General features: G+C 68.0%; 14 protein-coding genes. 4 read left to right on the top strand and 10 right to left on the bottom strand.

Going from position 1 to position 18,084, the window contains the following annotated elements; translation table 11 throughout:
- Positions 1-10: 10 nt before the first annotated feature.
- Positions 11-1,315, bottom strand: coding sequence for a spinster family MFS transporter (locus WS57_RS17160; protein ID WP_236871943.1), 1,305 nt, complete (start codon positions 1,313-1,315; stop codon positions 11-13).
- A gap of 555 nt (positions 1,316-1,870) precedes the next feature.
- On the opposite strand from WS57_RS17160, the gene WS57_RS17155 reads away from it, so the two are divergent.
- Together WS57_RS17155 and WS57_RS17150 are read left to right on the top strand one after the other, a co-directional pair.
- Positions 1,871-2,233 (top strand): hypothetical protein, encoded by a 363-nt coding sequence (locus WS57_RS17155; RefSeq protein ID WP_009692184.1) that lies wholly within the window; start codon positions 1,871-1,873, stop codon positions 2,231-2,233.
- 64 nt (positions 2,234-2,297) lie between these two features.
- On the top strand, positions 2,298-3,542 hold the full coding sequence (locus WS57_RS17150) for an aromatic ring-hydroxylating oxygenase subunit alpha (RefSeq protein ID WP_038454930.1): 1,245 nt from the start codon (positions 2,298-2,300) through the stop codon (positions 3,540-3,542).
- A 185-nt stretch (positions 3,543-3,727) separates the two neighbouring features.
- Here WS57_RS17150 and WS57_RS17145 read toward each other — a convergent pair whose 3' ends face one another.
- From WS57_RS17145 to WS57_RS17135, 3 genes are read right to left on the bottom strand one after another with little or no spacing between them, the layout of a single operon-like run.
- Positions 3,728-5,392, bottom strand: coding sequence for a GMC family oxidoreductase (locus WS57_RS17145; protein ID WP_069244593.1), 1,665 nt, complete (start codon positions 5,390-5,392; stop codon positions 3,728-3,730).
- A gap of 3 nt (positions 5,393-5,395) precedes the next feature.
- The gene (locus WS57_RS17140; protein WP_059601694.1) at positions 5,396-6,892 is read right to left on the bottom strand and encodes an aldehyde dehydrogenase family protein; all 1,497 of its coding nucleotides are present in this window, start codon (positions 6,890-6,892) and stop codon (positions 5,396-5,398) included.
- A gap of 25 nt (positions 6,893-6,917) precedes the next feature.
- Positions 6,918-7,826, bottom strand: coding sequence for an MBL fold metallo-hydrolase (locus WS57_RS17135; protein ID WP_059601692.1), 909 nt, complete (start codon positions 7,824-7,826; stop codon positions 6,918-6,920).
- Between the two features lie 334 nt (positions 7,827-8,160).
- On the opposite strand from WS57_RS17135, the gene WS57_RS17130 reads away from it, so the two are divergent.
- Positions 8,161-9,816, top strand: coding sequence for a methyl-accepting chemotaxis protein (locus tag WS57_RS17130; RefSeq protein ID WP_081074379.1), 1,656 nt, complete (start codon positions 8,161-8,163; stop codon positions 9,814-9,816).
- Between the two features lie 84 nt (positions 9,817-9,900).
- Positions 9,901-10,680, top strand: coding sequence for an enoyl-CoA hydratase/isomerase family protein (locus tag WS57_RS17125; RefSeq protein ID WP_059601690.1), 780 nt, complete (start codon positions 9,901-9,903; stop codon positions 10,678-10,680).
- A 30-nt stretch (positions 10,681-10,710) separates the two neighbouring features.
- Here the strand turns inward: WS57_RS17125 and WS57_RS17120 are convergent, their stop codons facing one another.
- The 6 genes from WS57_RS17120 to WS57_RS17095 all read right to left on the bottom strand — a co-directional run bounded on the left by WS57_RS17120 (position 10,711) and on the right by WS57_RS17095 (position 18,049).
- Positions 10,711-11,703: a LysR family transcriptional regulator gene (locus tag WS57_RS17120; RefSeq protein WP_059601688.1), complete on the bottom strand. Its 993-nt coding sequence runs from the start codon at positions 11,701-11,703 to the stop codon at positions 10,711-10,713.
- Positions 11,704-11,933: 230 nt separating this feature from the next.
- Positions 11,934-13,115: a CaiB/BaiF CoA transferase family protein gene (locus WS57_RS17115; protein WP_059518726.1), complete on the bottom strand. Its 1,182-nt coding sequence runs from the start codon at positions 13,113-13,115 to the stop codon at positions 11,934-11,936.
- Between the two features lie 18 nt (positions 13,116-13,133).
- The gene (locus WS57_RS17110) at positions 13,134-15,086 is read right to left on the bottom strand and encodes an AMP-binding protein (protein WP_069244592.1); all 1,953 of its coding nucleotides are present in this window, start codon (positions 15,084-15,086) and stop codon (positions 13,134-13,136) included.
- Between the two features lie 15 nt (positions 15,087-15,101).
- Positions 15,102-16,307 carry an acetyl-CoA C-acetyltransferase gene (locus WS57_RS17105; RefSeq protein ID WP_069244591.1) on the bottom strand — a complete coding sequence of 402 codons (1,206 nt, stop codon included), beginning with the start codon at positions 16,305-16,307 and terminating at the stop codon, positions 15,102-15,104.
- Between the two features lie 92 nt (positions 16,308-16,399).
- Complete coding sequence (locus WS57_RS17100; RefSeq protein ID WP_009692197.1) at positions 16,400-17,149, bottom strand: SDR family NAD(P)-dependent oxidoreductase; 750 nt, start codon at positions 17,147-17,149, stop codon at positions 16,400-16,402.
- A gap of 24 nt (positions 17,150-17,173) precedes the next feature.
- Positions 17,174-18,049 carry a MaoC/PaaZ C-terminal domain-containing protein gene (locus WS57_RS17095; protein ID WP_069244590.1) on the bottom strand — a complete coding sequence of 292 codons (876 nt, stop codon included), beginning with the start codon at positions 18,047-18,049 and terminating at the stop codon, positions 17,174-17,176.
- Between the last annotated feature and the right edge of the window lie 35 nt (positions 18,050-18,084).

The raw sequence follows: 18,084 nt of genomic DNA, 5'->3' as shown, positions 1-18,084 counted from the left end.
CCGGACGGCGTCAGGCAGCCTGATCCCCGTGCTCCTCGGCGAGCAGGCGTCGATAGTGGGGCAGCGCGGTGAACAGCAGCCATGCGGCAAGCGCGGCCGCGATCGTGCAGACGATGCCGATCGAATTGCCGACCATCTTCGGGTTGCCGAACACGCGATCGGTCATGACGGCGATCAGCGTCGGGCCGAGCCCGAACCCGATCAATTGCGCGAAGAACGAATAGAGTGCGCCGACGGTGCCGCGCATCCGGCTGGGCGCGACGAGCTGGAGCGCCGCGGCCATGCATCCGGTCGGCAGCGTGAAGAAGAACACCGTGCCGGCGGCCGCGGCGAGCGTGCTCGTCGCGTCGGGCGCGAACGGGATGCTCGCACAGCAGAGCAGCATCGGGATCATCGAGAACGCGGCGGTGCGCAGCGGCGCATCCGCATAGCCGCGTCGTTCGAACCGGCGCACCGCCCACGGGCCGGCCAGTGCGCCGGCGATCCCGCATCCGACCACCAGCGCGCCGAACCGGAATCCGACTAGCGCGGCGGGCATGTCGTGCGAGCGGATCAGGTAGGTCGGCATCCATGCGGGCATGCCGAGCACGACGATCGCGAGCATGCCGACGCCGAGCAGGATGCGTGCGTAGAACCCGCGCCGCGCCCACAGGAATGCAGCCGAATCCCGCGTCGAGAACTGGCGGTCGTCCGCGCTTCCGCTGACGACCTTGCTGCGCATCGGCTCGCGCACCGTCAGCCAGACCAGCAACGCGAACAGCATGCCCGGCAGTCCGATCAGCACGAATGCCAGCTGCCAGGTCTCGAATCCGGCGAGCGCCGGAAACTGCTGATGGACATCGCGGGCGAACGAGATGACGAGGCCGCCGGCGACGAGCGACAGGCCGCCGCCGAGCATCGGCCCGAGGATGAACACGCTCATCGCGCGCGGCATCTTCTGCGCCGAGAAGCAGTCCGCGATCATCGACAGCGCGATCGGAAACACGCACGCCTCGCTGGCCCCGACGCCGAAGCGCGCGAGGAACAGCCCCTGGAACGTCGTCGCCTTGCCGCACAGCGCCGTGAAGACGCACCACAGACAAATGCCGACCAGCAGGATATTGCGACGGTTGGTCACGTCGACGAGCCGGCCGAACAGCGGCGACGCGATCAGGTACGCGGAAATGAACGCGATGCCCTGCACGAGGCTGAGCTGCGTGTCGGAAATGGCAAGCGAATGACGGATCGGGTCGACCAGCAGGTTGAGCAGCTGGCGGTCGATATAGGCAAGCGAATACGCGAGCGTCAGCATGGCCAGGATGTACCACGACCGCATGCTGTCGTGGACGACCCTGGACGAGGTCCGTCCTGCACGCGTGTCATCCAGGCCGCCCACGGGCGGGACTTCATTCATGGCATTCCTCATCATGTCTCCGAGACGGTCGTGTCGAACATCGGGGCGGGCGACGTGCAGTGCCGCCATCCGTTTATCAAACTATCGTTAGGTAGTTTGTAGTGCCCGGGCAGGAAGTGCCATGCGTGTTATCCATTAAGCGCGGTTTTCCAGCGCGGGCGGACCGCGCATCCGCCATGCGGGTTTGACCGGATGGAGCGATCGTCGGCACTCTATCAATCTACCGTTCGTTAGATAAACGGATCGACGGCGAAGGCGCCGCATCCGCTTGCCGGCTGGACGATGTTTCGAAGTACGGAATACGCAATGCGGCAGATGGAACGTGCGCCGCCCGCGTGCCGGATCGGCCCCCGCGCGACACGCGCGGCAGCGGCCCCGGGTCGAAGTCGCCAGCCCCCGTATCACGCTGTGACACGACGCGATGCACCGCTGCCCATCCCGGGCCGGGGTGCTGCGTTTCTGAACTGGAGGAGCACGATGACTGACGATGCATCACGCGATTCAAGGCGCCTGCCGGCAGGTTTCGAGGCGCTCGAACCGTTTCTCGACCACTGGAGCGCGGAGACCTCGCACGCGCGCTGGATCAATCGGGCGGCGACGCCGTACCCGGAGATCGTCAGGTTTTACGAAGCGATGTCCGGGTATGCGGAGCAGGCGACCGTCTACCTCGAGCAGTTTCCGCTCGACGACATGCCGCCGCCCGCGCAGAACCTGTTCCGCCTGCTGCTCGCGATGTGCCATGCGGCGATCGCGGTCGAGATGCACGAGGCGCCGGGCATCCGGCATGCGCCGCCCGCCCATGCATTGAAGATCGTGACCGGCTTTCAGCCGCACGGCTGAACGCGCCGCGTCGCGTCGCTTCGATTTACCACCTCGCCGTCCCTCATACCTTTCAGGAGCTGGCATGAACCATCCTGGCGAACTCAAGCCGAGCTTGACCGAATCCGTCGGCCTGTCGACGAACCCGATGCCAACCACGCTGTACACCGATCCGGCACAGTACGAAATCGAACGCGAGCGGATTTTCCGCCGTGCGTGGCTGATGGTGGGCCGCGTCGAGCGGATTCCGAAGCCGGGCGATTTTTTCGTGAAGGATCTCGCCGTGGCCCGCGCGTCCGTGATCGTCGCGCGTGCCGAGGACGGCAAGATCCGCGCGTTTCACAACGTCTGCGCGCATCGCGCGAACATCGTCGAGCACCGGCCGAGCGGCAACGCGAAGCGCTTCGTGTGCCGCTATCACAGCTGGAGCTACAACAACGCGGGCGAGCTGGCGAACGTGCCCGACGAGTCCGGCTTCTTCCATCTCGACCGGAAGAAATGCGGGCTGACGCCGGTTGCGCTCGACGTGTGGGACGGCTGGATCTTCATCAACCTGGCGCCCGCGCCCGAAGTCAGCCTCGCCGAATTCCTCGGACCGATGGCCGAGGCGCTGTCCGGCATCGACTACCCGAACGCCGACAACGCGATCGTGCTGCGCGGCGAATTCAAGGCGAACTGGAAGGCCGTCGCCGAGAATTTCAGCGAGGTCTATCACATCGCGTCGATCCACCCGAAGACGTTCGGGCCGATCTACACCGGCAAGGAAAATCCGTTCGGGCGGCCGCTGGACGCGAACCTGCGCGGCGCGCATCGCTCGTTTTCGCTGTGGCTGAACCAGAACGTCGCGGTGCCGGAGCACGCGAAGGTGATGCGCTGGCTGTTCTCGGCCGGCGAGACGGTGACCGGCACGCGCAACGACGCGCAGGCCAATCCGCTCACCGAGCACCGCGGCGTGAATCCGGGCCGGCATCCGGACTGGTCGCAGGACGTGAACTGGTTCTTCCCGAACTGGCATCTGCAGATCTCGGCGAACCAGTTCTGGACGCATGAATTCTGGCCGACGTCGGCGAACACGACGGTCTGGGAGGCGCGCTTCTACAACAAGAAGCCGAAGAGCGTGCGCGAGCGGCTGCAGCTCGAACACTTCACGTCGCACATCACCGACGGGATGCTCGAGGATCTCGGCAACATCGAGTCGATGCAGGCCGGCATGGAGACGGGCGCGAAGCCGTTCGTCTACTTCAACGAGAGCGAGATCCTGTGCCGGCACGGGCTCGAGCAGGTGGTCCGGTGGTCGTCGGCGTCGACCGTGAAGGACGCGATCGCGTAGCGGAGAAGGCCGCGATCGGTCGCTGCCCAATGGTGGCGACGATCGCGGACGTCTCGCGTGGGTGACGTCGCGCAGCGACGGCGGTGCACCACGCACGTCAGCCGACATCGCCCGATACCCGTTTCGACGGGCCGTGAAAGCGGCGGGTCGCGCCGGCGCCCGAACCTGCCGGGCGCCGGCCGCAATCAAGCGGTGTCGAACACGCGCGCGCTCGGGACGCCGTCCGTCTTCGCATCCTCGACCAGCATCGCGGCGGCCTTCTCGCCGATCATGATCGTCGCCGCATTGGTCGCGCCCGAGATCGGCAACGGCATCACGGACGCATCGGCGACGCGCAGCCCCTGCACGCCGCGCACGCGCAGCCGCGCATCGACCACCGCCATCGGATCGCTGTCGGGCCCCATGCGCGCGGTGCCGTTGTGGTGATAGACGGTGCCGCCGCGCTGGCGCGCGAACGCGAGGATCTCGTCGTCGGTCCGGACGTCGTTGCCGGGGAACATCTCGTCGACGTAGTACGGCGCGAACGGCTTCGCCTGCAGCACCGCGCGCGCCATCCTGACGACGGCCACCATCGCGCGCTGGTCCGATTCGTCGGTCAGGTAGTTCGGCTGCACCTCGGGCAGCTCGTCGATGTGCGCGGAGCGCGCCTTGACCCAGCCGCGGCTGTCGGGCCGCTGCTTGTGGCCGCCCAGCGTCATGCCCGGGTAGCGATCGAGCAGTCCGGGCAGGCCTTCCTGATAGCTGCCGGGCGTGAACGACACCTGCAGGTCGGGACGCGCCAGCGACGGTTCCGAGCGGAAGAAAAAGCGCATCGGCACCGGGCCCATGCTCAGGATGCTCGGCCGGCCGAGGAAGTAGCGCGCGATCTCGCGGGCCAGCGGCAGGCCGCGGCCGCGCTCGTTGAGCGTGGGGACGCCCTTGACCTTGACGGCCACGCGCAGGTTGAAGTGGTCGACCAGGTTGGCGCCGACGCCGGGCAGGTCGATCTGCGTCTGCACACCGATCGCGCGCAGATGCGCATCGTCGCCGATGCCCGAGATCTGCAGCAGGCGGGGCGTGTTCAGTGCGCCCGCCGCGACGATCACCTCGCGATTGGCGCGCACCTCGCGCTCGGGAGCGCCGCTGCCGCCCGCGCGATATCGCACGCCGGTCGCGCGACGGCCGTCCAGCAGCACGCGCGTGGCGGGGCTGTCGGTCCGCAGCGTGACGCGGCCGCTCCGGACGGCCGGATGCAGGTAGGCGCGCGCTGCGCTCCAGCGTCGCGGCGCGTGGCCGCGCGTGTCGATCATGAAATGCCACGGGCCGACGCCGTCCTGTGCTTCGGCGTTCGAGTCGGCCACGTACGGATAGCCGAGGCTCTTGACGGCCTCGACGAACAGCTCGCACAGCGGCGCCGGCATGATCGGGTCGGTGACGATCAGCGGCCCGCTGCGGCCGCGGTAGCGGTCGTCGCCGGGCCCGATGCGCGTCTCGGCCTTCTTGAAGTAGGGCAGCACGTCGTCGTAGGACCAGCCCGGATTACCGAGCGCGGCCCAGCCGTCGAAGTCGGCATGCTGCCCGCGGTTGTACACCATCCCGTTGATCGAGCCCGAGCCGCCCACCACCTTGCCCTGGGTCAGCTCGATCGTGCGTCCGTTGGTGCCCGCGATCGGGCCGCTGCGAAAGCGCCAGACGAGCCGGTCGTTGAACAGGTTCTTGATGTAGCCCGCCGGGATGTGGATGAACGGGTTGGTGTCGGGTGGGCCGGCTTCCAGCACGCACACGGTATGGCCGGCTTCGGCGAGCCGCGCGGCCACCACGCTGCCGCCGCTGCCCGCGCCGACGACGACGTAGTCGAAGGTTTCGCTCATGGGTCAGGCATCCAGATTGAAATTGACGGTCTTCAGTTCGGTGAACGCCTCGATCGTCGACCAGCCGCCTTCGCGGCCGACGCCCGAGCGCTTGATGCCGCCGAACGGCGCGTTCGGAATGCTGGCAAAGCCGTTGACGCCGATCGCGCCGCTTTTCACCGCGCGCGCCACGCGGAACGCGCGGCTGACGTCGGTGGTGTAGACGCAGCCGGCGAGCCCGTATTCGCTGTCGTTGGCGATGCGCACGGCTTCCTCTTCCGTATCGAACGGAATCACCGACAGTACCGGGCCGAAGATTTCTTCCTGCGCGATCCGCATGTCGTTGCGCACGTTCGCGAACAGCGCCGGCTCGACCCAGTTGCCGTTGCCGAGCGCGCCGCCCGGCAGGCCGCCGCCGGCGAGCAGCGTCGCTCCCTGCGCGACGCCGCTGTCGACGTACTCGAGCACGCGCGCCTGGTGACGTCGCGAAATCATCGGCGCGGACGTCGTCGCCGGGTCGAACGGATCGCCGAACCGAACGTTGCCGAGCTGTTCGCGCGCGTGATGCAGGAATTCGTCGACGATCGAACGATGCACGACCGCGCGCGACGGCGTGGTGCAGACCTGGCCCGACAGGAACGTCGAGCAGAGGCCCATCAGCGCCTGCGCGGTGGCCGCCACGTCGCGCGTGTCGGGAAACACGAGCGCCGCGCTCTTGCCGCCGAGTTCGAGCGACAGGCGCTTCATGGTCGGCGCGCTGGCCACGGTGATTTTTTCGCCGACGAGCGGGCTGCCGGTGAACGTCACCTTATCGACGCCGGGGTGCGACGTCAGCGCCGTGCCCGTTTCGGTCGCGCCGGTGACGAGGTTGAACACGCCGGGCGGCAGGTCGCTGTCGGCGAGGATCTGCGCGAGCCGGCTCACGGCGAGGTTGGTGAGCTCCGAGGGCTTGACGACCACGGTGCAGCCGCAGGCCAGCGCCGGCGCCACCTTCATCGCGAACGTCATCACCGGGCCGTTGTACGGCAGGATCGCCGCGACGACGCCGACCGGGTCGCGGAAGGTCATGTACTGCATGTTCGACGCGCCGGAGAAGATCGGCAGCGTGTCGCCATTGATCTTGTCGATCCAGCCGAGGAAATGATCGAAGATGTCGGCGGCGGCTTTTGCCGATACGCGCGACTGACGGCTGAAGGTGTACGGGATGCCGTTGTCGAGCGTCTGCAGTTGCGCGATTTCGTCTTCGGCCGCATACAGCCGCTCGACGATCGGCTGCAACAGGCGCTTGCGATCCTGCGCGCGCATGCGCGGCCACGGGCCCGCGTCGAACGCCTTGCGCGCCGCGGCGACGGCCAGCGCGACGCCGCGCGTGCCGGCTTCCGCGAAGCTGGTCATGACTTCGTTCGTGCACGGATTGAGCTGGTCGAAACGCGCCTCGGGCCAGTCGAGCCACTGGCCGTCGATGAACAGGCGGCCCGGGCGCACCTTCAGCGCGTCGAGCCGGGAAACGAGACTGAGCATGGAATCGAGTCGGTCAAGGTCAAGGTCAAGGTAAAGGGCGTGACTTCTGCACGCCGGTGAACACATAGTCGCCATTTGCGTCCCTGCTGATCCGGCCGAACGACGGCGCGCAGAAATGCGTGCAGGTGAACAGCGTCGGGCTGCCGTCGAGGCGCGACAGCAACGCGTGCCGCGTCGCCGACGATTGCGCGTGGTCGTAGTCGAGCACGAGCGCCATGTCGGGCCGCGCGATCTGCACCGGGTGATGCATCGCGTCGCCGCCGATGATGAACTGCTCGGTGCCCGCGTCGACCGCGACGGCGATATGGCCGATCGTGTGCCCGGGCGTGGAGAACACCGAGATGCCGTCGCCGAGGTCGGTGTCGCGATCGATGAAGTTGGCGAGTCCCGCATCGACGACGGGCCGCACGGATTCATGGAACGAGATGTTCTGCGCGTCGTACATCGCGTCGTCGGCGTCGCCCTGTTGCGCGAACGCGTATTCGGCCTTGCCGAAGTGGTAGGTCGCGTTCGGAAAGGTCGGCAGCCAGCGGCCGTCCTGCTTGTAGGTGTTCCAGCCGACGTGATCGAAATGCAGGTGCGTGCACAGCACGTCGGTAACCGCGTGGCGGTCGATGCCGGCCTGTTCCAGCGTGGCCAGGAATTCAAGCTGCAGTTCGGCGAACGCGTCGAAGCCCGCGATGTCCTTGTCGTTGCCGACGCAGGTGTCGATCACGAGGATGCGCTTGCCGGTCCGCACGACGAAGCACTGGCTGACGGCGCGCATGCGGTGTTGTTCGTCCACGTACGGCGGCTTCATCCACGGAATCGACTTCATCACGTCGGGCGTCGCCTCGGACAGCAGGGCGCCGAGAATCCCGCTGATGTCCATCTCGACGATCTGCACGACTTCCGCATGGCCGATCCGCGAGCGAATGGTATGCAGCAACGGCATGGTGGTTTTCCTCGGAATGGGTTGCACGACGGATCACGCTGAACCGCACGCCGGCGGCGCGGCGTGCGCGCCGGTCGATCGCCCATTCGATCACGGCGCATGCCGTTGCCGCGGCATTTCCGGCGCACTGTTTCGTCCTTCGAAAGAGAAAGCCGTGATGCCGTGCAACACGCGCGCTTCCAACCCCCGGAACAACGCGCGCGCCGCATTGCGGATCGCCGCGCGACGGGCCTTTAATGCAGGGCAACGGCAGCGCAACCGCATGTGTTGCACGGGATGGCAAGCGCGCCCGATGCGCGCTGTCCATTCATAACAACGAGGAGATGCCATCACAATGAAGCTGTCATTCAAGCAGAGGCTCGGGTTGCCGCTGGTCCTGAGCCTGTTCTGCCTTATGCTGCTGTCGGTCACGGATGCGTACCGGAATCGCGACGTGCGTCTCGAGGAGCGCAAGTCCGATCTCGTGCATGCAACGCAGATCGCGCTCGCCACGATCGAGTTCTACGCGAAGCGGGCCGACGCGGGAGAGCTGAGCGCCGAACAGGCGCAGAAGCAGGCGATGGACGTGATCCGCGGCCTGCGCTACGGCGAAGCGGGCAGCGGCTATTTCTCGATCGTGAATTCGAAGGGCGTGGTGTTGATGTACCCGTTCGATGCCTCGATCCAGAACAAGCCGTTGAGCGAACTGAATCCGAAGGCCGCTGCCATCGTCCAGCAGCAGATCGAGCTGGCAGCGCGAACCGGCAGCGGATTTCAGCGCTTCGACTATCCGAAGGAAACCTCCGGCGTGACGACGGACGCCCCGCGTATCGCGTATGTCGATACGTACCGTCCATGGGACTGGGTGATCAATACGAGCCTGTTCGTCGACGACATCGACAGCGCGTTTCAGGCGAACCTGCTGCAAAGCCTCGGCATCCTTGCGCTGATCGCGCTGGTGCTGAGCGGCATCGTCGTGGCGCTCAATCGCGGCATCGCGCGGACGATAGGCGGCGAGCCCGGCGATGCGGTCGAGATTGCCGGGCGAATCGCGGCCAACGATTTCACCGCCGCCATCGCGACCGCGCCGGACGATCGCGGCAGCCTGCTCTATTCGATGAAGCGCATGCAGGCGAATCTGTCCGCGGCCATCAACGGCATCAAGGCGAGCGCGAATTCGATCGCCTCGGCGGCCGCGCAGATCTCGGCCGGCGATCTCGATCTGTCCCGGCGCACCGAGATGCAGGCAGCGTCGCTGCAGGAAACCGCGGCGAGCATGGCGGAACTCTCGTCGAGGGTCGGCCAGAACACCGACAACGTTCGGCAGGCGAGCCAGGTCGCAGTACAGGCCGTGCAGTCGGCCGAGCGCTGCAATGGCGTGGTGTCGCAGGTGGTCGAGGCGATGGGCAGCATCGACGCGAGCTCCGGCAGGATCGCCGAGATTGTCGGCATCATCGAAAGCATCGCGTTCCAGACCAACATCCTCGCGCTCAATGCCGCCGTCGAAGCCGCGCGTGCAGGCGAGCAGGGGCGCGGCTTCGCCGTCGTCGCATCGGAAGTGCGTTCGCTCGCCCAGCGCTCGTCGTCGGCATCGAAGGAAATTCGGGACTTGATTCACGAATCCGTCGGACGCGTCAGGGGCGGCGTGGAACTCGTGAACGCCGCGGGCGCGTCGATGGCGGAGATCGTGCAGGCGATCTCGCGTGTGACGGCCTTGATGGAAGAAATCGCAGCGGCCTCGGTGGAACAGGGGCACGGCATCGATCAGGTCAACCAGGCCGTGTCGGAAATGGACCGGGCCACCCAGCACAATGCCGCCTATGTCGAGGAAGTCGCCGCCGCTGCGCAGTCGCTCGACGATCAGAGCAAGCAGCTCGTCGCGATGATTTCGAATTTCGTCGTGCGCGAAGTCGACACGCCGCCGATGCCGGAGGTGGCGCCGACGTCGCGAGATGGCGCAGCCGCGCTCGTGCGACGTCCGCTGCCAGCGAGCGAGTCCTATGCGATGTAGCGCTGGACGCGATGCCGCGATAGCCGGGAACGATCGCGCGGCGCCACCCGGCTTAAACCGGCTCGGCCGAACCCAGGAGACAAGATGGCGAACACGTTGCTGACAGACGACTCGACGCCTGGCGTTCGCGTCGTCACGCTGAATCGTCCCGAGCGCATGAATGCGCTCGACGGCGCGACGCTCGCGGCGCTGAACGACGCGGTGCGCACGGCCGACGATCCGGGCCGCGAGATCCGCGTGATCGTGATTCGCGGCAGCGGCCGCGCGTTCTGCGCAGGCAACGACCTGAAATGGCTGGCGAGCGGCGTGCTCGCCGATCCGGCCGCGCACATGCGGCACCAGGACCTGATGCAGGATACGTTCGCGCGGATGGAGGCGTCGCGGCAGATCGTGATCGCGTCGGTCAACGGTTACGCGGTGGCGGGCGGCTTCGAACTGGTGCTGGCGTCCGACATCGTGGTTGTCGACGAACAAGCGGAACTCGGCGATGCGCATCTGCAGCGCAACCTGCTGCCGAGCGGCGGCGGCTCGCAGCGGCTGCCGCGCAAGATCGGACTGGCGCGCGCGATGTATTACCTCGTCACGGGACGGCGCATGACCGGGCGCGACGCCGAGCGCATGGGGCTCGCGTCGCTGGCGGTGAGCGGCGCGGAACTCGATGCCGCGACGATGCAGCTGGCCCGAGAGATCGCGCGGACCGATGCCGATGCGCTCGCGGCGATGAAGCAGATGACGCGCCGCGCGCTCGAGATGCCGCTGAACGACGGGCTGACGATGGAGCGCTGGATGCAGTACCGCTACCGGACCGAATCGCCGTCGCTGGCGGCATCGGTGCAGGATTTCGCGCAGCGCGACCGCGGTTGAGCGGCGGCTGGCCGCGCGGCATGCACGCGGTCAGGACCGTCTGACGCGCCGCTTGCGCGGCGCCGGCGCGACGGAAGCGGCAGGCGCGCCCGCGTGCGTGGCTGTGTCGGCGGCCAGCCGTTCACGTTTTTCGACGAGGAAATCCATCAGCGCGCGCACCTTCGCCGGCATCTGCTCGCGCGACGGCGTGTACAGATAGTAGCCGGGAAACGGCTTGCACCACGGCGCAAGCACGCGCACCAGCGTGCCGGCATCGAGGTGTTCGCGCAGCGCGATGTCCTGGTGCTGGATCAGGCCGATACCTTGCAGCGCCGCGCGTATCATCCCGTCGTCGTCGTTCGTGACCACGCTGCCCTGCGGCTCGACTTCGAACGCGTGCCCTTCGACCTCGGACGACGTGAATTCCCAGCGATAGATCGCGCCGCTCGTCGTATGGCGATAGCACAGGCAGTTGTGGCCGATCAGGTCGGCGGGCGTGGCCGGCGTGCCGTGACGCGCGAAATAGTCCGGCGAGCCGGCCACGACCATTTCGAGCATCGGCGTGATCGGCACGGCCACCATGTGCTCGGCCAGGCTCTCGCCGAGCCGGATGCCCGCGTCGTAGCCGTCGGCGATGATGTTCGACAGCCCGTCGTCCATCACGAGTTCCACCCGCAGCAGCGGATAGCGCGCCATGAATTCGCCCAGGTGCGGTTCGAGCAGCGTGCGCGCGGCCACGCGCGACGTGTTGATGCGCAGCAGCCCGGACGGTTCGTGGCGGACTTCATGCAGGTTGCGGATCGCCGCCTCGATCGAGCCGAATGCCGGCCGCAGCGTGTCGTACAGCCGTTGGCCGTCCTCGGTCAGCGACATGTCGCGCGTGGTGCGGTACAGCAGCTTCACGTTCAGCTGCCGTTCCAGCGCTTTCAGGTTTTGCGACAGCGCGGCGCGCGACACGCCCATTTCGGCGGCGGCCTTGGTGAAGCTCAGATGGTGCGCGATGTGCACGAACCAGGCGAGGGAAGGGAGCTGGGACGGATCCATGATGCCATTGTCAAGTGTGACTGACGAATATAGTTGAAATTCGATGGCCAGGTAATCGGCGAAATGCCGATGTCGGCCGGGCGGCGGGAAGGGGAATCAGGCGGGAAGCGGGAAGTGCCGGCGCGGCGCGCCGCGCGGCCACGCGGGCCGCGAGCCGGCACGCGTGCATCGAGACAGGCAGAGATCGCGCGCACCGGCCGGCGGTGCGCGCGACGACGCGGCCGGTCCGGTCAGACGATCTTGCGCGATCGCAGCTCGGCCACCGCGCGTGCATCGAACCCGATGCCGGCGAGGATTTCATCGGTATGCTCGCCAGTCAGCGGCGGTCGCATGCGGATTTCCGGCGGCGTGCGCGACAGCGACACCGGCGTCGCGAAGATCGGCACCTTCTTCGGCGCGCCGGGATAATCCATCCAGCGGATCACGTCGGCGGCCTTGATGGTTTCGTCCTCCAGCGCCTGACGCGGCGAGTTGACCGGGCTGGCCGGGATGCGCGCCTGCTCGAGCGCGGCCAGCGCCTCGGCGAGCGTCTTGTCCGCACACCATTCGCTCATCAGGTCGCTCAGGAACGCGCCGTTCTCGCCGCGCAGCGTATCGTCGGCGAAGCGCGGATCGTCCAGCAGTTCCGGGCGGCCCACGAGCTGCGTCCAGCGCTTGAACATCGGCCGGCCGATCACCTGCGTGATGAACCAGCCGTCCCGCGCCTTGAAGATGTCGGACGGCGCATAGCCGGACGCGCGGTTCAGCGTGGCCTGCCGGTCGAGCCCGAGCAGCGCTTCCTCGATCAGCGCGCCGCTGGCCATGTTCAGGCCCGTGCACAGCAGCGACGCGCTGACTTCCTGCCCCTGGCCGCTGCGCTGGCGTTCGTAGAGCGCGAGCATCACGCCGAGCGCGCACGAAAACGCCGTCGCGAAGTCGACCACCGGCACCATCGCCTTTTGCGGCCGGTCGGGCGTGCCGGCCATGTAGACGGCGCCGCTGAGCGCCTGGCCGACCCCGTCGAAGCCGACGCGGTCGCGCACGGCTTCGCTGTTGCCGAACGCGTTGGACGCGACCAGGATCACGTCGGGCTTGATCGCGCGCAGGCTGTCGTAGTCGAGGCCGAGGCTCTTGAGCGTGCGCGGCGGCATGTTCGCGATCACCACGTCGGCATCGGCGACCAGCCGGCGCACGATCTCGCGCCCTTCGGGGCTGTCGAGATCGAGCGTCATCGAGCGCTTGTTGCGATTGACCTGCAGGAACAGCGCGCCTTCGCCGTGTTCGGTCACGGGCACGATGAAGCGATCCTCGCCGCCGCCGACGCGGTCGATGCGGATCACGTCCGCGCCGTAGTCGGCGAGCAGCGCCGAGCAGAACGGCCCGGCGATGAAGCGTCCGAAATCGAGGACCTTGATGCCTTCGAGTACTTTCATGTTTCGTTCACGGTAGGGTCAGGCGGAGGTCGCGGCCGCGCGCACTTCGTCGAGCGCGCCGGGATTGTCGAGCGACGACAGGTCGCCCGGCGGCTGCCCGCAGTACACGCTGCGGATCACGCGCCGCATGATCTTGGAACTGCGCGTCTTCGGCAGCTGCGCGACCACGTGCACGCGGCCCGGCCGGAACGGGCGACCGAGTCGCTTGTCGACGTGGCCCGACACGAGGGCCTCGAGATCGGCGCCGGCGATGGCGGCGTCGGGCTTCGGCACGATGAACACGACGAGCTTCTGCCCCTTGTCCGCATCGGCCACGCCGATCGCAGCGGCCTCGGCCACGTCCTGCAGTTCGAGCACGACTTCCTCGACCTCGGCGGGCCCGAGGCGCTTGCCGGCGACCTTCAGCGTGTCGTCGGAGCGGCCCATCATGAAGTAGTTGCCGTCGGGCGTGCGCAGCGCCAGGTCGCCGTGCACCCAGATGCCGGGAATGGTCTGCCAGTAGGTTTCCAGATAGCGCTCGTCGTCGCGCCAGAACGATTGCGTCATGCCGACGAACGGCGCACGGATCGCCAGCTCGCCGACTTCGCCGGTCACGCTGACGCCGTCGGCATTCACGACGTCGGCGGCGACGCCGGGCGACACGGTATTGAAGCCGCTCGGCGGAATCGGCCGGATCGGCACGCTCGCGAGCAGTGCGCCCGACGCCTCGGTGCCGCCGGTGTAGTTGATGACGGGCGCGGTGCCGTCGCCGAAGCGCTGCAGGAACCAGTTGAAATGCTCGGGTGCGATGCCTTCGCCGGCCGTGATCAGCAGGCGCACGGTCGAGCGGTCGCCTGCGAGCGCCAGCGCTTCGTGGCTGGCCATGCCGCGGATCAGCGTCGGCGCCGAGCCGAAGTGCGTGACGCGGTGGCGTTCCACCACGCGCGACATGCGCGACCAGTCGGGATAGTCGGGCGCGCCGTCGTAGCACACGAGCGTCGCGCCGCGCAGCAGCGCGCAGCCGAGTACCAGCGTGCCGGCGATCCAGCCCATGTCGGCGGGCCAGCAGTAGACGTCGCCGGGATGCACGTCGAAATGGACGAGCGAATCGTGCGCGATCTTGATCGGGAAGCTGCCGTGCGTATGGACCACGCCCTTCGGCTTGCCGGTGGTGCCCGACGTATAGATCACCATGAACGGCGTATCGGGCGTGACCGACACCGGTTCGATCGCGTGGCCGGCTGCGGCGCGCGCCGTGTCCTGCCAGTCGAGGTCGCGTGCGTCCTGCGCGGTGTCGCCTTCGCCGCGCTTCCAGATCACGTGTTCGAGCAGCGGCAATTGACGCCACGCATCGCGCAGCGCGCCCTGGACGTCCACGCGCTTGGTGCGGCGCGAGAAGCCGGTCGACGCGATCACGATGCGCGCTTCGGCCGCCGACAGGCGCGCGACGATCGCATCGACGCCGAAGCCGCTGAACAGCGGCACGACGAGCGCGCCGAGATGCACGATCGCGAGCAGCGAGACGGTCGCCTCGATGCCGTTCTCCATCAGCAGGCCGATGCGGTCGCCCTGCTTGACGCCGCGCTGCGCGAGCCCCGCCGCAAAATCGCGCACACGCTGTTCGAGTTCGGCATAGGTCACTTCGCTCACGCTGCCGTCCTCGCGCTCGGCCACCACGGCCTTCTGCTGCGCGGTGGCGGGGTGGCGCGCCCAGCCGTAGATCGTGTTGACCCAGTTGAGCCTGCCGCCGGGGAACCAGCTCGGAAACTGCGGGCCGCGCGACAGGTCGACGTAGCCCGTGGGCGGCACGTCCCACGCGATCGCGCATTCGCGCATCACGGTCTGCCAGTAGCGCTCGGGCTCGTCGATCGACACGCGCATCAGTTCTTCATACGACGGCACGCCGAGCGCGCGCATCAGCGTCACGATGCCGGCGTTCTGCAGCTCGCGCTGGCCGGGTTGCCACACGCGGGCGGATTCATGGTCGGTCATGATCGGTCTCCTTGCTCAGGCGCGCTCGACGATCATCGCGATGCCCTGGCCGCCGCCGATGCACATCGTTTCGAGGCCGTAGCGCACCTTGCGGCGCTGCATCTCGTGCAGCAGCGTGGTCGCGATGCGCACGCCCGTCGCGCCCACCGGGTGACCGAGCGAGATGCCCGAGCCGTTCACGTTGAGCTTGTCCTCGAGCGCGTCCATCGAGCTGCCCCAGCCCTTGACGCAGGCGAGCGCCTGGCACGCGAACGCTTCGTTGAGCTCGATCAGGTCCATCTGGTCGAAGCGCAGGCCCGTGCGTGCGAGCACCTTCTGCACGGCAGGCACGGGACCGATGCCCATGCGCGCCGGATCGCAGCCGGCAGCGGCCCAGCCGACCAGCCAGCCGATCGGCGTGAGGCCGAGTTCGTCGAGCTTGTCCTCGGCGACGATCAGGCAGGCGGCGGCCGCGTCGTTCTGCTGGCATGCGTTGCCGGCCGTGACGACGCCGTCCTTCATGATGGTGCGCAGCCTGGCGAGGCTCTCCGGCGTCGTGTCGCCGCGCACGCCTTCGTCCTGCGCGACGATCAGCGCATCGCCCTTGCGCTGCGGTACCGAGACGGGAACGATCTCGCCATCGAAATGGCCGGCCTGCTGCGCGGCCGCGGCGCACCGGTGGCTGCGCGCGGCGAACCGGTCGGACGCCTCGCGCGTGATGTCGTACTCGCGCGCCAGCGTCTCGGCCGTCTCGATCATGCCGCTGATGCGGCCAAAGCGGCTTTCCGGCTGCGAGCGCTCGCGGCCGCGGTCGAGCCGGTCGTGCATCGTGACCGAACCGGCGCGCTTGCCCCAGCGCATGTCGGTCGTATAGAACTCGACGTTGCTCATGCTTTCGACGCCGCCGGCCATCACGACGTCGGCCGCGCCGGTCTGCACCATCATCGCCGCGGTGGCGAGCGCCTGCACGCCGCCGCCGCAGCGGCGGTCCAGCTGCATGCCGGCCACTTCGATCGGGAAGCCGGCCTGCAGCGCGACCCAGCGCCCCGTACACGGCGTCTCGCCGCTCGCGTAGCTTTGCGCGAACACGACGTCGTCGAGGCGCGCCGGGTCGAGCCCGGTACGCTCGACGATGGCGCGCGCGACGGTGGCGCCGAGTTCCTCGACGGGAACGCCCTTCAACGTTCCGCCGAACGCGCCCACCGGGGTGCGCAGCGGAGAGACGATGGCTGCTCGTTTCATTTGGAATGCCTTGTGAATGTCGTCAATGATCGGCCACCGTCGCGCGCGTGTCACGCGCCGGCGGCCCGGGTCGTGGTGGTGTGGCGGCCGGATCAGCCGTAGCGTCCGCCGGTCACGTGCAGCACTTCGCCGCTGATGAAGCCGGCGCGCTCGCTGGCGAGGAACGCCACCGCGTCGGCGATGTCGTCCGGACGCCCGACGCGCTTGATCGGCTGCGCGGCCACCGCACGCTCCTTGATCGTTTCGTAGGTCGGCAGCGCCTGCACCATTTCCGTTTCCATGAAGCCCGGCGCGACGCAGTTCGCGGTGATCCCGTAGCGGCCTTCCTCCATCGACAGCGCCTTGGCCATGCCGATCAGGCCGGCCTTGGCGGCCGAGTAGTTGGCCTGCGTCGGGTTGCCGAGGTAGGCGCGCGAGCTGATGTTGATGAGCCGGCCCCAGCCCTGCTCGATGAAGTGCGGCATCACCGCCTTCGCCGCCAGGAACGCGCCCTTGAGCATGACGTTCATCACGAAGTCCCAGTCGTCCTCGCTCATCTTCACGAGGTACTTGTCGCGCGGCGCGCCCGCGTTGTTCACGAGGATGTGCACGCCGCCGAAATGCGCGACCGTTTCATCGACGAGGCGCTGCACGTCGGCCGCGCGCGTGATGTCGCCGACGATGCAGTGCGCGGCCAACCCTTCGTCCTGCAGCGCTCGGGTGGTGGCTTGCGCCAGCTCGGCATTGATGTCGGTGACGACGACGCTCGCGCCTTCCTGCGCGAGCCGGCGCGCGGTGGCCGCGCCGAGGCCGCGCGCCGAGCCGGTAACGATGGCGACCTTGCCGGTCAAACCCAGATCCATGTGTGTCTCCTGAAGAATTGCGTGTCAGCGCAGGTCGACCCGCGCATTGCTCAAAACCACCACGTTGCGCTCCACGGCCGTGACGCGCAGCGAAACCGTATGGCCGCGCACCCACATCTCGGTGCGCAGCGTGTCGCCCGGCCAGGCCGGCGCAGTGAAGCGCACGCGCATGCCCGCGAAGCGCGTGTCGTCGTAGGCCAGCACCGTGCGCAGCACCGCGTGCGCGGCCACGCCCATCAGCGCCATGCCGTGCAGGATCGGGCGCGCAAAGCCGGCCGCCGAGGCGACCGCCGGGTCCGCGTGCAGCGGATTCAGGTCGCCGCTCAGACGATAGATCAGCGCCAGGTGGGCGGGCGTGCTCAGCTCGCACACGTGGTCCGGCGCGCCGTCGGGCATCGCGTGGGGCGCCGGCAGCGGCTCGGTGCTGCCGCCCGCGCCGAATCCGCCGTCGCCGCGCAGCAGGCTCAGCTGCACGACGGTCGCGAGCAGGCGGCCCGTGCCGGCATCGGCGATCTCGCGCGTCTGCTGCAGGAACGCGCCCTTGTCCGCGCCCTTGTCCCACAGGCCGGTGATGCGCGTCGTGCCCGTGACGCGGCCGCTGGCCGGCAACGGCGCGTGAATCCGGATCTCCTGTTCCGCATGCAGGATCTTTTGCCAGGTGATGCCGGTGTCCGGCTCGCGTGCCCAGAAACCGGGATAGGCGAGCACGTTCGCCATGGTCGGCAGCGCGCGCAGCGCCGTGCCGTCGCGGCCTTCGTAGACGTAACGCAGTTGTCCCGCGTCGACCGGATCGGCGCCGAGGCCCACGCCGAGCGCGTAGAGCTGCGTATCGCGCAGCGAGTACGCATGCTCGATGGGCGGGAACGGACGGGACAGCAGGTGATCGGGCTGGAGCGGCATGGCGAACGTGACGGCAGTGGATTCGAGTGCTCACG

The sequence above is a fragment of the Burkholderia pseudomultivorans genome (genome assembly GCF_001718415.1).
Classification (GTDB): domain Bacteria; phylum Pseudomonadota; class Gammaproteobacteria; order Burkholderiales; family Burkholderiaceae; genus Burkholderia; species Burkholderia pseudomultivorans_A.
This window is presented reverse-complemented; position numbering and strand designations above follow the sequence as displayed.

Coding starts and splice junctions, on each gene's coding strand:
- WS57_RS17160 (WP_236871943.1), bottom strand. CDS start 1,315: ATGCGGTCGTGGTACATCCTGGCCATGCTGACGCTCGCGTATTCGCTT.
- WS57_RS17155 (WP_009692184.1), top strand. CDS start 1,871: ATGACTGACGATGCATCACGCGATTCAAGGCGCCTGCCGGCAGGTTTC.
- WS57_RS17150 (WP_038454930.1), top strand. CDS start 2,298: ATGAACCATCCTGGCGAACTCAAGCCGAGCTTGACCGAATCCGTCGGC.
- WS57_RS17145 (WP_069244593.1), bottom strand. CDS start 5,392: ATGAGCGAAACCTTCGACTACGTCGTCGTCGGCGCGGGCAGCGGCGGC.
- WS57_RS17140 (WP_059601694.1), bottom strand. CDS start 6,892: ATGCTCAGTCTCGTTTCCCGGCTCGACGCGCTGAAGGTGCGCCCGGGC.
- WS57_RS17135 (WP_059601692.1), bottom strand. CDS start 7,826: ATGCCGTTGCTGCATACCATTCGCTCGCGGATCGGCCATGCGGAAGTC.
- WS57_RS17130 (WP_081074379.1), top strand. CDS start 8,161: ATGAAGCTGTCATTCAAGCAGAGGCTCGGGTTGCCGCTGGTCCTGAGC.
- WS57_RS17125 (WP_059601690.1), top strand. CDS start 9,901: ATGGCGAACACGTTGCTGACAGACGACTCGACGCCTGGCGTTCGCGTC.
- WS57_RS17120 (WP_059601688.1), bottom strand. CDS start 11,703: ATGGATCCGTCCCAGCTCCCTTCCCTCGCCTGGTTCGTGCACATCGCG.
- WS57_RS17115 (WP_059518726.1), bottom strand. CDS start 13,115: ATGAAAGTACTCGAAGGCATCAAGGTCCTCGATTTCGGACGCTTCATC.
- WS57_RS17110 (WP_069244592.1), bottom strand. CDS start 15,086: ATGACCGACCATGAATCCGCCCGCGTGTGGCAACCCGGCCAGCGCGAG.
- WS57_RS17105 (WP_069244591.1), bottom strand. CDS start 16,307: ATGAAACGAGCAGCCATCGTCTCTCCGCTGCGCACCCCGGTGGGCGCG.
- WS57_RS17100 (WP_009692197.1), bottom strand. CDS start 17,149: ATGGATCTGGGTTTGACCGGCAAGGTCGCCATCGTTACCGGCTCGGCG.
- WS57_RS17095 (WP_069244590.1), bottom strand. CDS start 18,049: ATGCCGCTCCAGCCCGATCACCTGCTGTCCCGTCCGTTCCCGCCCATC.